Raw genomic sequence first — 13,912 nt, forward strand, 5'->3', positions numbered from 1 at the left:
TGTGTACTAGATGCATATGAAGAACAGGATTCGGAAAGGAAATACTATGACAGGCAGAGAGCGGGTAATAAACTGCATAAAACATTTGGATACAGATAGAATACCCCATTATCTTGAGCTGGGATCGGAAGAACTGGAAAAGATGCGTCAATTTACCGGAATAAGCAATTATCAGGATTCGCTGGATAATGATATTGATATGATGGGTATAGATGGCGGATATACAGAAGCCGAAAACATGCCGGGATATTATATGGACGATTTTGGTGTGTGCTGGAACCGAAACGGTGCGGATAAGGATATTGGAGTGATTGATTCCTGTATTCTTTGTGAACCGGAGGATTTAAAGTATTATACTTTTCCGGAAATTAAGGAAGAACAGGTACGTGAAAAGCTAAAACAGCTTGCAGAAAATGGGAAAACGTCTTTTAAAACAGCTTCTATCAGTTTCTCCATGTTCGAGCGAGCGTGGACACTGTGTGGAATGGAGAATTTACTGGTTTTCATGATCGAGGAACCGGATTTTGTACATGAACTGCTAGGAAAGATCTGCGATTATAACTGTCGTTTAATACAGATTGCATTAGAGTATGATATTGACGGCATATGCCTTGGAGATGATTGGGGGCAGCAGAGAGGAATGATCATGGGACCAGAGAAATGGAGGGAATTCATTCAGCCCCAAATGAAAAGGATGTATCACCAGATCAAAAGCGCTGGAAAATATGTTATCCAGCATTCTTGCGGGGACATTGAAGCTGTCTTTGAAGATCTTATAGAGATTGGTCTGGATGTCTATCAGACCTTTCAGGCTGAAATCTATGATATGGCAAAAATAAAGAAGAAAACAGGAGGCAGACTTACCTTTTGGGGTGGTATCAGTACCCAGACCTTATTGCCTTTTGCTGAACCGCAAGAGGTAAAGGACGTTATTATCAGAACGGCAGGCATTATGAAAGGAAACGGTGGATATATTCTGGCACCCACACACGCAGTTCCGGGGGATGTACCAGTTGAAAATATTCAGATTATGGCTGAGATATTTAAAAATCAGGAAAAATATTTAGTGTAGATTGGAGCAATTATCTGGTATTACAGCGAGCGTTTTGTAATGTTCTATTAAATGAATTATATTTGGGTTTGGCTGATTAAATTACGCTTTGTAGATGGAGGTAGTGTACGGATAGAGAAGGGGGCGGACCAGGACATTGATTTGGAAGGCTTACCGCAGAACTGGCATTTTCTAACCTTCCCGGAGCACTTTTTGGCGGCCCGCGGGCATTCGCTCCGAAATCCTGATGCATTTCGCAGCTCAGTGCCCGCTTAGTATCCGATGGGAGCCAGTCGAATACTATCCGCCAAAAAGTGCTTCGGAAAGGTTAGAAAATACCAGTTCTGCGGCAAGCTGACGGAGTCCATATCAGTTTCCCACCCCCATCTTTCCGTACACTACGTCCATCTACAAAGCGTCCTTCCTCAGCTAAACCCAAATATAAATCACCTAATAGAACCCTATAAAACCTTCGCTCTATCACCCTTTAGCAGATGAAATTTGAATATATAAATCATATGCACCATCGGACACTGAATCTGCCCGAAGTGCATATGCTGATAGATTTATTAGTGGATATAGTATTGAATGTATTAGCAGATGTAGCACTGAATGTATTAGTATATCTAGTAACACATCTAATCCCAGATCTAATGGCAGATTTCAAATATTAGTTATGAATAATATACAGCGTATTCCTCCATAGCATCCATAACAGCCACGATATTTTCTAACGGAATCCCCGGATATAGTCCATAAATCATCATTAGTCCACCTTTGGGAGATGCCAGCTTACGAACTTCTTCCTTTATGAGGCGATGGATCTGGTCGGGTGATCCCTGGGAGGTGATAGTCTGACGGTCGATGTCAAGTTCCAGGCAGACACGCCCCGCCAAACGATCCTTAATCCAGTCGATTCCATTTACGAGATCCTGGAGGTTGATGATGCCGACACCACTTACCAAAAGCTCATCAAGCAGCAATCGTATATCACCGTCAGAATGCATATGCACGATGGTGCCTTTGTCTAAGGCAGGTTTCATCAGGCGTTTATAGCTTGGGCTGATGAATTTCCGGAAATGGTGGGGAGACAGCATAGGACCTGTCTGCATGCCCAGATCTTCCGGATAGGTAATGATATCCACATCCATATCCAGATATTTATGTATAATGTGCAGGTTAAAGGATTCAATCATGTCTATAAGCTGTGTCAGGTTTGGTTCTTCGTCAGCCATATCAAATATGAGATTTTCATATCCTCTGATATCACACAGCTGGAGGAAGGTATGTCCGTGTCTGAGTCCGGCTTTTGCAAGTTTTCCCCGATTTTGCAGGTCTCTGATGCGTTTTGCTTCCTCAGTCCAGTCCACAGGTCCGATACCCATGCAGCATGCCGGGTCAGGACCTTTATAGCTTTCAAATGAGTCCCAGGATGACAGAGCATGTTCCGTTACCGTTCCAGTAATGCCATCCATACTTGTATGCCAGATGCAACCCCAATCATCCTTAAAGGGGACATCTTTCTTTGCGACTGCGGCGTATTTTGGTATATAGGGGATAGCCGGTCTATGAAAATCCGGAAATAACAGCGGATGACGCTCCATTTGTTCAAATAGAAAATCCTGAGGGTAGGAATGCCAGCAGGAGTCATTGATTTTAAATGTCATGGGGATATAATCGGGCGATTCAAACCGGATGGCTTTTAACATATTTTCTTTTGGTGTCATAATGTGTTTCCTTTCTTGCTGAATTTTGTTAAGATTATTGTAAATCAAAATTGACAGTTTGGCTTTTGAGTTTGTATTGCAGTTGAAAATGAAACATAGATTTCGGCTGGAAGTCTTATGGAGGATAACAACGGTGAAAAAAGATAAAAAGATCGTGGAGTATTACCAGGATGAACGTATGCTGTTCCGGTTGGGGAAAGTAAATTATACTAAAGCCCACAGACCGCTGACAGTACACACCCATGAAGATATGACAGAATTTGTATTTTTGATAAAAGGCTGTCAAATTTACAGTGTGGAGGAAAAATCCTATAAGGTTAACAGCGGGGATATTTTTGTTGCCAGGCCGGGAGAATGGCATAGTACCGGAGGGAATCCGGAAGATAAAGCATCTTTGTATTATTTAATTATCGACTTGAAAAATGTAATACAATCAGGGGTTATTTGTGATAAATCTGAAGCACAGGGTTTTATCTCACATTTTGAAATAGAAACCGGAAGGATTTATCAGGGAAATGACCAAATGATCGGGCTGTGCAAAGAGATTATGGAAATCATGCTGAGTCCGGATAAATTTTATCGTACAAGAATTCGAAACGCGCTGTCATCTCTGATGCTGTTAATGACTGCCTGCCCGGCAAAATATGAAGAAAATATTATGGAAAATATGCAGGAACAAATAGAAGATAATATAGAAGATAATATAGATGATAATATAGAAGATAATATAGATGATAAGAAGGAGGAGTCAGAGGAGAAAAAAGAGAGGAAGGATAAAAAAGAGAAAAAGGATAAAAAAGAAGAAAAGCAGATGAAAGAAGTTTTACAATATATAGAAAATCATATCAAAGATGATATAAAAATAGAAGAGCTGGCGAAACAGATGGCGCTGTCTGTTTCGCGCTTCCATTTTAATTTTGTGAAAGCAACAGGGATCCCGCCCAGGGAATATATATTGCGCCGGAAAATAGAATCAGCAAAAAATGAACTATGGAGCAGTGACAGGACGGTTACCGAGATTGCATACGAGTATGGGTTCTCTTCCAGCCAGTATTTTGCAACAGTTTTTAAACGGTTTTGCTATATGTCACCATTGGATTATCGGTGCAGTGCCGAATCTCATCACCATCCATTATAAGTGCCTCATAGTTGCTGATAGGAAGTAATTTTAATTCAGATGAGTATTGACTCACAATTTTCTGTGCTGCTTTCTTAAATGGAAAATTGGTATAATGGGGCACTGTATAGAAATCCACCAAATTTAAAGCATCAAAATTAAGCAGACTGGGAGCCTTTTTGGGATTGTCCATTCCTTTGGCATATTCAATATTAGCAGCAGTAACCATAGCTCCGGCAGACTCTCCAATGTATAATTTACCCGCATTTACCTCTTCTATAATAATTTTATCTGCTCCGGTTCTTTTTAACTCTTTCAATAGAAAAAACGTGTTTCCCCCAGTTACATAGATGATATCATTGTTTTTCAGTTTCGTGCGTATTTCTTCAGCCGTTGCTGTGGATAGTTCCAGTTCGTCTACAATAGCACCTAACTTTTCAAGTGCTTTCTTCCCGGCTTCCACATAGAAAACAACGTTTTCAACCATACTGGCCGTAGGAATAAAAGTCACAATTTTCCCCTTTATGTCTCTCTCAAAGTCAGCGAATAGGGGGCATACATCTTTAAATGAAGCGGCTAAGAAAATTCTTTTCATGTTTTACACTCTTCCTTCTTTTTTGTATTGGATAATTGAAGTATAATATAAAAAGGTTTCAACAGATGATACCTTTTGAGGGAATTTTAAGGGAATTTTATATTAGGTGGTGGAAAATGAATAAGTCTGAAAGAATAAATGATATGATGTTATTTCTAAATGATAAAAATATTTTCAATCTGAAAGATTTGATGGAAAAGTATAGTATTTCAAAAAGCACAGCGCTGAGAGACGTGGAGGCTTTAGAACGTATCGGCATGCCAATATATTCACAAAGCGGCAGAAACGGTTATTATGGTATATTACGCAATCGACTGTTGTCGCCTATTGTATTTAACATGGATGAAGTATATGCATTATATTTTTCAATGCTTACATTGCGGGATTATGAAAGCACCCCCTTTCATTTGTGTGCTGAAAAACTAAAAAAGAAATTTGAACTTTGTTTATCCCCGGAAAAAATTGATATGCTTCGCAGAGTTGAAAGAGTATTTAGTCTGGCTGGGATACAACATAGAAATCATTGCGAATTTCTAAGTGCAATTTTACAATCAGCCATAGAGGAAAAAGTCTGCATAATAACCTATCGAAAAAATGGTCATAAAATAAATTATTCCATTCAATTTTTTAATATTTCCTCTGCATATGGACAATGGTATGCAACAGGCTATGACTTTGAGACAGACAGCCCGAAAGTGTTTCGCTGTGACAAGATTATGGATGTTAGGGAATGCAGTCATTACAAATCCAAACCACTTGAAGTATTTGAGAAATCAGCCGACAAATTGTATAAAATGCAGGATGCAGTAGATTTTAAGGTGGAAATATCCGAAAGAGGAGCAGACATATATTATAAAGAACACTATCCTTCCATGAAACTTTGCATAGAAAATGGCCGATATTTCATTCAAGGTTTTTATAACAAGGGCGAAGAGAAATTTATTGCAGATTACTTTATTGCTTATGGGGAATCCATAATATTCATACAAACGGCATCATTGAAAGCGGTAATTTTAGAAAGACTACATTCCCTAAAAAGATATTTTGCAGATGTATAAACAGTATGCAGGTATGTATGCAGAATGCTGAAGAGCCAATGAAAAATGCTGTACCTATTTTTAGATGCAGCATTTTCATAGAAAAGTTAAATATTTAGTTATCAGCCAAATCGGCTTTTCCGTGCAGCACATCTTTAAGTAAAATATGACACATCTTTTTAGGCTCCTCAAAACATGGGCTATGAGCGGAACGTTCAAAGGTATAGAAACCTTTTACCGGAGCGTCTATGTTCTGAACGAATTGTTTCGCTAACACGTAAGAAACCTGGTAATCGAACTTTCCATGGAGTACGTATACCGGTATTTCCAGCCGGGGAACTTTTTTACAAAAATCACTTTGCAGTACAAAATCCCAGAGGCAGTTCAGAGAAAAACTGTTGCCCAATGGGTACTTCATTTTTTCACTCCATGTATAACCTTTATAACCAAGTACCATTTTTACGCAATCCATCATAGAGTTGCTGCGGTGCATGGTGCCAATACCAAGTTTTTGCATGCCGTCACTACGTAGAGAGAGGTATTTTATATCGATTTCGGCGCCTTTATCGATGGGAAACTTTTTAAATTTACGGACCATTTTTTTCTTGCCGGCGCTTTGGAATTTTTTGACCATAAAGGTATATGCAAGCCTTTCTGACTCTGCCTGTCGGGCAACCTGCCCTATGCCGATATAGGCATGAAAAAGCTCCGGTGCCTGCTGCACCGTAAGGATCCCCAGGACAGTTCCCCAGGAATGCCCCATTATGTATATTTTATTTTTCCTAAAACGTCTGCGCAGATAGTTGACTACCGCTACAGTGTCAGAAATCATCTGATCGATTGTCATCATTTCTTTTGGAATACTGCGATTGTAAGAAATTCCGCTGCCTCTTTGTTCCCACCAGCATACCGTAAATATTTTTTCCAGTCCGGTTGGATGTTTCTGGGTAAATGCAATCTCCGGTGATTCGGGACCCCCATGAAGGAATAATAATACCGGATTATCAGTGTCCTCGCTTTGCAAAAACATACCTTGCTTCATATCATTGATTTCCACACGAATCTTTTCATTTAATTGTTGTTTCATTTTTCGCCCCCTTTTGCCATATATAAAATAGTTACCCATTTTGCATAATGTGCCTCATTTAAAGTTACTTTATTTTAGCATATCAGAAGGGAGATTACCAGGGCGGATTATGCGGTCAAAATGGTTAAAATGAACGGTCGGCAACACTGTTTACAGCATGCCTGTGAGCAGTAACATAATTTTTCTAATATGCTGAAATATGCAAAGGGATGATATTGCTTATGGGATAAAAGAAAGTTATAATGAGAGAAAGGGATGTTTCGAAGCCATATGGGATTGGAGTAAAAATACTGGTTGATGGGATGACAGGACGAATGAACGCTGATCTGGTAAACGCTTGTATAAATATGTGTGCATGGGGAGGTATTGTGATGGAAGAACTTGTATGTCAGAATTGTAATGGGAAATTAAAGGTTGATTTGACAACAAAAATAGCTGTCTGTGACTACTGCAAAGCGGCATTTATGCTTGGTGAATCTCCAGAGATTTCGGAAAAGCAACGGGAACTGCAAAATATAAAACAATTGCAAACAGTTGGTGAATATGAGGAATGTGATAAAAGGTTTAAAAAGCTAATTAAAAAATATCCGACTGACTATGAGATTCTTTGGGAATATGTTTTACATGTTACTAATAATTTAAATGAATATATGATCGGTGTGCTGCTTTCGGAGGACGTTCTGGAAGCTCAGGAATGTGCAAAAAAAGCAATCAAACTGGCGCCGGATTTGATTTCAGAAAAAATATCTAAGGATTGGTCCACATATGTCGGAGTGTATAATGATTTTTTACAAAAAGGTAAAGAGGAAAAAGAAGAAAAGAGAAAAACGGGTCTAAATAGAATAATAGACGGGGATTTAGATAGTCTGGATGGTTTTTATTTTGGATGCCTGGTCTCAGAAAGCAGCTATTTATATTACTCTGAAGGTAAGCTTAATCTCTGTGCTCTGGTGCGGGACGGAGGGTATACAACGGAACAGAAAGCACCAGAAAAGCTTCTGCGGGAGCGGTTTGAAGTAATATTAGATGAAGAAGGCTTTTTTATACAAAGACAGGTTCAGAAACGCTTATTTTCTCAAAAATTAATTGAGGAACGCCTGATTTTGGATGGAAAAACGGTTCAGCTGGTGAAAGTAAAGCACTATGATGGAGGCGGGCGGTACAATGATTTTTGTACTGTAAAATTAGGAAATGAGGAGAAATTGCTGATGGGAGCCGGAAGAGGACAGCTGAAATAGAATTTGGCATATACTATATTCTAATCCCACACCCCCCTGCATACAATGTTAAAAACACAGTGATTGCAGGGGGATTTCCTTGAAAGGTTATATTGAGGAAAGGGCAATAGACATTGCGAATTATATCATAGAACAAAATGCCACAGTAAGACAAACAGCGAAGAAATTTGGGATAAGCAAAAGTACGGTACATAAGGATGTCACCGAAAGACTGCTTCAGATTAATCCAACTCTGGCGAAATGTGCCAGGAAGGTATTGGATGTCAACAAGTCCGAGCGTCATATAAGAGGTGGGCTTGCTACACGGGAAAAATATCTTCATCAGACAAACCAATAGTCAGGGATTCACAGAGGGAGTTATGAAAAGCGGGGACACGAAAATGGATGTTCCCCGTTTTTTTCTAAGATCCGGCAAATAATATCAGATAAACGTCAAAATGCTGTAAATTTCATATAATATCTCTATTGAATTCCATATGTATAGGGGATATAATATTATAGTTTCTTGTAAAAGCCAGGCACTTAAGCCGGGCTTTCGTTCAGACAGGAGTAAGATATGAAATTAAAAGATAATCAACAGTATACCCATTTGTCCCATACCTTTGATCCGGTATTTGACAAAGATTCTAAAATACTGATACTTGGAACATTTCCTTCCGTAAAATCCAGAGAAAATCAATTTTATTATGGGCACAAACAGAATCGGTTCTGGAAAATCATAGCTGCGCTGACTGAAGGCGAAGTTCCTGTGACAATTGAGGAAAAGAAGACCCTTCTGTTGAATAACCACATTGCGATCTGGGATGTAATAGCAAGCTGTGATATCATTGGTTCCAGTGACAGTTCCATTAAAAATGTCATTCCGGCAGATCTTCCATTGATTCTGGGACAGGCTGATATCGGAAAAATATACGCCAACGGTGGAAAAGCATATGAGCTTTATCAAAAGTATTCTTTTCCAGAGACAAAGCGTGAAATTACTCGTCTTCCAAGCAGCAGTCCGGCAAATGCTGCATTCAATATGGAACGGCTGCTGCAAGAGTGGAAACAGATAAAGGAATATATTAGATAGCAGAAGAAGATTACGCTGCTAAACTGCAAATCAGCAAGTAAATGTACAGGAAGAGAAGAATTGGGGGAGAGAACAATGATGTTCACAAATAAACAGCTGAAGCAATTAATTGTACCTTTGATTATTGAACAGCTGTTGTCGGTAACCGTAGGAATGGCGGATTCGGTAATGATCGCCAGCGTAGGAGAGTCAGCAGTATCGGGTGTATCGCTGGTAGATACCGTAATGGTCCTGCTGATCAATATTTTTGCGGCCTTGGCGACCGGAGGTGCAGTCGTAGCGGGGCAGTATATAGGCCAGAAGCGTGCAGAGCGCTCTTGTAAGGCCGCAGAGCAGCTGGTCCTGTTTACTACTGTACTTTCTATTATTATTACTGCGGTGGTCTATCTGGGGCAGGGATTGATCCTGCACGGTGTATTTGGGCAGATAGAAGCAGATGTCATGGGACATGCAGAGACATATCTAGTAATTGTAACGGCATCCATCCCGTTTATTGCCCTGTATAACAGCGGCGCTGCGCTATTTCGTGCAATGGGCAATTCCAAAGTTTCCATGAAAACATCACTGCTTATGAATGCCATAAATATAACAGGAAATGCTATCTTGATCTTCGGTTTGAAGATGGGAGTTGCAGGAGCGGCTATACCCACGCTGATTTCCAGAATCGTAGCAGCAGTCATCATGATACTGCTGCTTGCAAGAGCCAATCAGGAAATCCATCTTCCACGGCCATTTTCTATCAAATTCGACAGACATATGGTACGTAAAATTTTACATATCGGAATACCAAACGGTCTGGAAAACAGTATGTTCCAGCTGGGTAAAATCCTGGTACTCAGTCTGGTAGCCGGTTTTGGCACAGCATCTATCGCAGCAAATGCCGTGTCCAATACCATAGCAATGTTCCAGATTTTACCGGGGATGGCAATCGGATTTGCGATCCTGACAGTTGTATCCCAGTGTGTGGGCGCAGGGGATTACGACCAGGCAAAACATTATACCAAAAAGCTGATGAAGATCGTCTATGTTGCCATGTGGGGCATGAACGTTATTATATTCCTGTTGCTGCCTTTGATCATGAAAGTCTATAATCTTTCTGATGTAACCGCGCAGATGACAACACAGATATTAACCTACCATGCCATTTGCTGCTGTACGATCTGGCCCATGTCATTTTCATTGCCCAATACTCTGCGGGCTTCAAATGATGTGAGGCTGACCATGATAATATCCATATTATCCATGTGGATTTTCCGCATTGCTTTCAGTTATGTGCTGGGAAAATACCTGGGCTGGGGTGTATTTGGCGTATGGGTAGCCATGACCATAGACTGGCTGTTCCGTGGAATCTGCTTCATGATCCGTTATGCCAGAGGAAAGTGGCAGTATCAGAAGATATAAATGAGTGTGTGCAGTGGGCAGAATTAAATGATCCAACAGCCCCTTGTATTGGTTAAATTTTATCATTTATATAAAAATTTGGTATTTTATTTAAAAATAGGATGAAAAAAATAAAGTAAATTACTTGTAAAACTGTATTTCTTCCATTATAATGGAGAGAATGCATCATAAAGACTAAGGAATGAAAGAAAACGTAGGAGGACAAACCGTGAAAAGAGAAATGGTTATAGTACTGGATTTTGGCGGACAATATAATCAGTTAATAGCAAGACGTGTACGAGAATGCAATGTTTACTGTGAGGTGCATCCTTATGACATGGATCTTGAAACCATAAAAGAAATGAATCCAAAAGGAATTATTTTCACCGGCGGACCAAACAGTGTCTATGGAGAAGATTCACCAACCTGCACAAAAGAAATATTTGAGCTGGGCATCCCAATCCTGGGTATCTGCTACGGATCACAATTGATGGCACATTTACTGGGAGGAAAAGTCACAACTGCTCCTGTAAGTGAATATGGAAAAACGGAAGTAGATGTAGATACCAATTCCAAATTATTTGAGGGCATAGACGGCAAGACAATCTGCTGGATGAGCCACACAGACTATATTGAAAATGCACCGGAAGGCTTCAGCATCAAAGCCCATACGCCAGTTTGCCCGGTAGCTGCAATGGAAATGCCAGAAAAGAACCTCTATGCGGTACAGTTCCACCCGGAAGTAGTACACACACAGCAGGGAACAAAAATGCTGTCAAACTTCGTATATAATGTCTGCGGTTGTGCAGGTGACTGGAAAATGGATTCCTTTGTAGAGACATCCATCCAGCAGATCCGCGAAAAAGTCGGCGATGGAAAAGTGCTTTGTGCCCTTTCCGGCGGAGTGGATTCCTCTGTGGCAGCTGTAATGCTTGCAAAGGCCGTAGGAAAACAGCTGACCTGCGTATTCGTAGATCACGGTCTTCTCCGTAAAGACGAAGGAGATGAAGTAGAAGCCGTATTCGGTCCGGAAGGCCATTATGATCTCAACTTCATCCGCGTAAACGTACAGGACAGATTCTATGAAAAACTGGCAGGTGCAGAAGAACCGGAAGAAAAGAGAAAAATCATTGGTGAAGAATTCATCCGTGTATTCGAAGAAGAAGCTCAGAAAATCGGAAAGGTTGATTACCTGGTACAGGGAACAATTTATCCGGACGTAATCGAAAGCGGCTTAGGAAAATCAGCAGTGATCAAATCCCACCACAATGTGGGAGGACTCCCCGACTATGTTGATTTCAAAGAAATTATTGAGCCTCTGCGCCTCTTATTTAAAGATGAAGTACGTAAGGCCGGCTTAGAGCTGGGCATCCCGGAATATCTCGTATTCAGACAGCCATTCCCGGGTCCGGGACTTGCTATCCGTATCATTGGAGAAGTAACGGCTGAAAAGATTGAGATACTGCAAGAAGCAGACTTTATATATCGTGAGGAAATTGCAAAAGCCGGTGTTGATAAACAGATCGGGCAGTACTTTGCAGCACTTACGAATATGAGATCTGTTGGAGTTATGGGGGATGAGAGAACGTATGACTATGCTGTGGCATTGCGTGCGGTTACTACATCAGACTTCATGACGGCGGAGTCGGCAGAACTGCCTTGGGAAGTGCTGGGGAAAGTGACCAGCAGGATCGTGAATGAGGTGAAGCATGTGAATAGGGTGCTTTATGATTGTACGGGGAAACCGCCGGCTACGATTGAGTTTGAGTAATAAAATGGAATTTACAAACCCAGTGTTTATGCGGATTCCAAACTAATTTGTTTAGTACGTGGCAACGATTTGGCAACATTTATGTTATCACCGATTGAATAAAATACTTCAATAACATAGAAAAACCTTACTGATTTTCAGATATATAACTGAATTTCGGTAAGGTTTTTTGTGTCTATTTTTTCTTTTTCCTTTTGCTTTCCTTTTCCAATTCTTCTGCGAGCATATCACTTAGCTCTTGAGAAGGAAGATGCACCCAATGCTTTGAGGTATCTAGTTTGGGGTAGTTGTAACGCCACTGGTCATATTCTTCTTTTGTGATGTTGCCCTGTTCCAGGTTGGCGGCTTCTTGCTGCCATGCACGGAACATATCAAACATAGTTGTATAGGTTGAAAAGACCGATTTGTCCAGACGGAGGCACGGTTCGAATAAAGTGCCGGATTAGTAGAGAAAATTACAGAGAACATGGCAAGCGTAGAATCGTTGGAGGAGAATAGGGAAAAGGCAGAAAAAGCCGCAGAATAAGCAAGAAGCAGGGCAGAACTGGCTCTAAAGCAGACCCACATGTATGAACGGGAATTGGAAATACTTAAGCCTGTGATGGAGAGTGTTGACAGGGAATTAAGGAAATTCCGGGGGAAGGTGGAAGAGATACTTCCCCCGGCAAAGGCATTGGAACGGGCTGTCAATTACCGGGAAAACAAAGCAAAGCCATTATTTATAAAGATGAAGAATACGATAGCGGCATTAGCAGCAAGACTAGCGGAAATCATGCAGGAATTAAAGCGGGTTAGAGCAGGAAACAGGGAGCTAAAGGCAAAGAACAATCTGCTAATTTCAGGGTATGACAGTCTCGTTAAAGAAAATAGCAGCCTAAAACAGTTCTCTACCATGTTTGAGCGGGTGGTGCGTGTGTTAGGAGAAGGTAAGGTTTTTGCCGCTGTCAGGCAAGATGAAGTCCGGGAATGGCAAGAAGCGGAACAAAAGCAGGTGGAGCAATTGGAAAAAGAAAAAAGTATAAGAGAACGTCTTGAAAAGGCGAAGCAAGATGCGGCAGTACCAATGTTTGGGCAGCCAAAGAAAAAGCCAAAAAGCAGAGGAATGGAAAGGTAGGAAAATGATATGAAAAAGCACTTATATGATAAGAACAATATTAGAAGTGCAGCAGAAGAGGTTATACTGGCTGAGATTGTATATTGCTAATATGGGTAACGGGTGCGACTTTTGGCGCACCCGTTATTGTATAGAAAGAGAATGTTAAGCATTCAAACAGCCCGAGAATAAGTTGGCTATTCGGATTCTTCAATCTTGATTATCCCATGTTCTCTTTCTATTTGTTCTAAATTTTGCATTAGGACGTATTCACGCAAGGTAAATACACGCTTATTGGTTGCCATAATTTTTCCACCATTTCGAGTATGAATATATGGTAACCCAACTAGTCAGGGTTTTATACGTTCATAAGACTGTCTAGTGATGGCACTTTGTACATGTAAGATGGCTTAAAACAGTAAAATAATATGTCTATTCTGCCTGATTGATTTCAATTACCCCATGTTCCATCTCCATTTTCTCCAAATGTTGCATAAGCACATATTCAATATAATTGGTCATAGAGCGGTGATTATCTGATGCTAATATGCCGATTTTATCAAAAACTTCATCTGTTAAACGTAAGGTGAATACACGTTTATCTGTAGCCATATTTCTATCCTCCATCTTTAGTATGGCTTTATGGTAAATCATCTTATATGAAATATATACAGTCACTTGACAGCTAGGTGATGCACTTTATATTTTAAAGGTGGTTAATTAACATTAAAATGCATAGAAAAG

Annotated in this window: 14 protein-coding genes; 9 read left to right on the top strand and 5 right to left on the bottom strand. The window is 40.4% G+C overall.

Going from position 1 to position 13,912, the window contains the following annotated elements:
* Positions 1–16: 16 nt before the first annotated feature.
* Positions 17–1,072 carry a uroporphyrinogen decarboxylase family protein gene (locus CD03_RS0107715; protein WP_197041644.1) on the top strand — a complete coding sequence of 352 codons (1,056 nt, stop codon included), beginning with the start codon at positions 17–19 and terminating at the stop codon, positions 1,070–1,072.
* A gap of 653 nt (positions 1,073–1,725) precedes the next feature.
* Here the strand turns inward: CD03_RS0107715 and CD03_RS0107725 are convergent.
* Positions 1,726–2,778 carry a uroporphyrinogen decarboxylase family protein gene (locus CD03_RS0107725; RefSeq protein WP_027293156.1) on the bottom strand — a complete coding sequence of 351 codons (1,053 nt, stop codon included), beginning with the start codon at positions 2,776–2,778 and terminating at the stop codon, positions 1,726–1,728.
* A 133-nt stretch (positions 2,779–2,911) separates the two neighbouring features.
* On the opposite strand from CD03_RS0107725, the gene CD03_RS35890 reads away from it, so the two are divergent.
* On the top strand, positions 2,912–3,916 hold the full coding sequence (locus tag CD03_RS35890; RefSeq protein ID WP_027293157.1) for an AraC family transcriptional regulator: 1,005 nt from the start codon (positions 2,912–2,914) through the stop codon (positions 3,914–3,916).
* On the opposite strand, the gene CD03_RS32815 is transcribed toward CD03_RS35890, so the two are convergent.
* A complete protein-coding gene (locus CD03_RS32815) occupies positions 3,846–4,490 on the bottom strand; it encodes a peptidase E (RefSeq protein ID WP_044289232.1) in 645 nt (214 codons plus the stop codon). The genes CD03_RS35890 and CD03_RS32815 overlap by 71 nt on opposite strands.
* Before the next feature lie 116 nt (positions 4,491–4,606).
* Here CD03_RS32815 and CD03_RS0107740 point away from each other — a divergent pair, with 116 nt between their 5' ends.
* Positions 4,607–5,548, top strand: coding sequence for a helix-turn-helix transcriptional regulator (locus CD03_RS0107740; RefSeq protein WP_027293158.1), 942 nt, complete (start codon positions 4,607–4,609; stop codon positions 5,546–5,548).
* A 94-nt stretch (positions 5,549–5,642) separates the two neighbouring features.
* On the opposite strand, the gene CD03_RS0107750 is transcribed toward CD03_RS0107740, so the two are convergent.
* Positions 5,643–6,614: an alpha/beta fold hydrolase gene (locus CD03_RS0107750; protein WP_027293159.1), complete on the bottom strand. Its 972-nt coding sequence runs from the start codon at positions 6,612–6,614 to the stop codon at positions 5,643–5,645.
* 242 nt (positions 6,615–6,856) lie between these two features.
* Between CD03_RS0107750 and CD03_RS0107755 the strand changes: the two genes are divergently transcribed.
* The 5 genes from CD03_RS0107755 (at position 6,857) to guaA (ending at position 12,075) form a co-directional block, all read left to right on the top strand.
* Positions 6,857–7,852 carry a hypothetical protein gene (locus tag CD03_RS0107755; RefSeq protein ID WP_027293160.1) on the top strand — a complete coding sequence of 332 codons (996 nt, stop codon included), beginning with the start codon at positions 6,857–6,859 and terminating at the stop codon, positions 7,850–7,852.
* A gap of 79 nt (positions 7,853–7,931) precedes the next feature.
* A complete protein-coding gene (spoIIID, locus tag CD03_RS0107760) occupies positions 7,932–8,189 on the top strand; it encodes a sporulation transcriptional regulator SpoIIID (RefSeq protein WP_027293161.1) in 258 nt (85 codons plus the stop codon).
* A 219-nt stretch (positions 8,190–8,408) separates the two neighbouring features.
* On the top strand, positions 8,409–8,924 hold the full coding sequence (locus CD03_RS0107765) for a DNA-deoxyinosine glycosylase (RefSeq protein ID WP_027293162.1): 516 nt from the start codon (positions 8,409–8,411) through the stop codon (positions 8,922–8,924).
* Positions 8,925–8,999: 75 nt separating this feature from the next.
* The gene (locus CD03_RS0107770) at positions 9,000–10,325 is read left to right on the top strand and encodes an MATE family efflux transporter (RefSeq protein WP_044289234.1); all 1,326 of its coding nucleotides are present in this window, start codon (positions 9,000–9,002) and stop codon (positions 10,323–10,325) included.
* Positions 10,326–10,533: 208 nt separating this feature from the next.
* Positions 10,534–12,075, top strand: coding sequence for a glutamine-hydrolyzing GMP synthase (gene guaA, locus CD03_RS0107775; RefSeq protein WP_027293164.1), 1,542 nt, complete (start codon positions 10,534–10,536; stop codon positions 12,073–12,075).
* 175 nt (positions 12,076–12,250) lie between these two features.
* On the opposite strand, the gene CD03_RS32820 is transcribed toward guaA, so the two are convergent.
* Positions 12,251–12,454 carry a hypothetical protein gene (locus CD03_RS32820; protein ID WP_330373689.1) on the bottom strand — a complete coding sequence of 68 codons (204 nt, stop codon included), beginning with the start codon at positions 12,452–12,454 and terminating at the stop codon, positions 12,251–12,253.
* Between the two features lie 186 nt (positions 12,455–12,640).
* Here CD03_RS32820 and CD03_RS0107785 point away from each other — a divergent pair, with 186 nt between their 5' ends.
* Positions 12,641–13,189, top strand: a complete 549-nt coding sequence (locus tag CD03_RS0107785) for a hypothetical protein (RefSeq protein ID WP_027293165.1) — start codon at positions 12,641–12,643, stop codon at positions 13,187–13,189.
* Between the two features lie 411 nt (positions 13,190–13,600).
* Here the strand turns inward: CD03_RS0107785 and CD03_RS0107795 are convergent, their stop codons facing one another.
* A complete protein-coding gene (locus tag CD03_RS0107795) occupies positions 13,601–13,780 on the bottom strand; it encodes an Arc family DNA-binding protein (RefSeq protein WP_027293166.1) in 180 nt (59 codons plus the stop codon).
* Between the last annotated feature and the right edge of the window lie 132 nt (positions 13,781–13,912).

Source organism: Robinsoniella sp. KNHs210 (genome assembly GCF_000686105.1).
In the GTDB taxonomy this organism is placed as follows: domain Bacteria; phylum Bacillota; class Clostridia; order Lachnospirales; family Lachnospiraceae; genus Robinsoniella; species Robinsoniella peoriensis.

Coding starts and splice junctions, on each gene's coding strand:
- CD03_RS0107715 (WP_197041644.1), top strand. CDS start 17: ATGAAGAACAGGATTCGGAAAGGAAATACTATGACAGGCAGAGAGCGG.
- CD03_RS0107725 (WP_027293156.1), bottom strand. CDS start 2,778: ATGACACCAAAAGAAAATATGTTAAAAGCCATCCGGTTTGAATCGCCC.
- CD03_RS32815 (WP_044289232.1), bottom strand. CDS start 4,490: ATGAAAAGAATTTTCTTAGCCGCTTCATTTAAAGATGTATGCCCCCTA.
- CD03_RS0107740 (WP_027293158.1), top strand. CDS start 4,607: ATGAATAAGTCTGAAAGAATAAATGATATGATGTTATTTCTAAATGAT.
- CD03_RS0107750 (WP_027293159.1), bottom strand. CDS start 6,614: ATGAAACAACAATTAAATGAAAAGATTCGTGTGGAAATCAATGATATG.
- CD03_RS0107755 (WP_027293160.1), top strand. CDS start 6,857: ATGAGAGAAAGGGATGTTTCGAAGCCATATGGGATTGGAGTAAAAATA.
- CD03_RS0107765 (WP_027293162.1), top strand. CDS start 8,409: ATGAAATTAAAAGATAATCAACAGTATACCCATTTGTCCCATACCTTT.
- CD03_RS0107770 (WP_044289234.1), top strand. CDS start 9,000: ATGATGTTCACAAATAAACAGCTGAAGCAATTAATTGTACCTTTGATT.
- CD03_RS32820 (WP_330373689.1), bottom strand. CDS start 12,454: ATGTTTGATATGTTCCGTGCATGGCAGCAAGAAGCCGCCAACCTGGAA.
- CD03_RS0107785 (WP_027293165.1), top strand. CDS start 12,641: ATGTATGAACGGGAATTGGAAATACTTAAGCCTGTGATGGAGAGTGTT.
- CD03_RS0107795 (WP_027293166.1), bottom strand. CDS start 13,780: ATGGCTACAGATAAACGTGTATTCACCTTACGTTTAACAGATGAAGTT.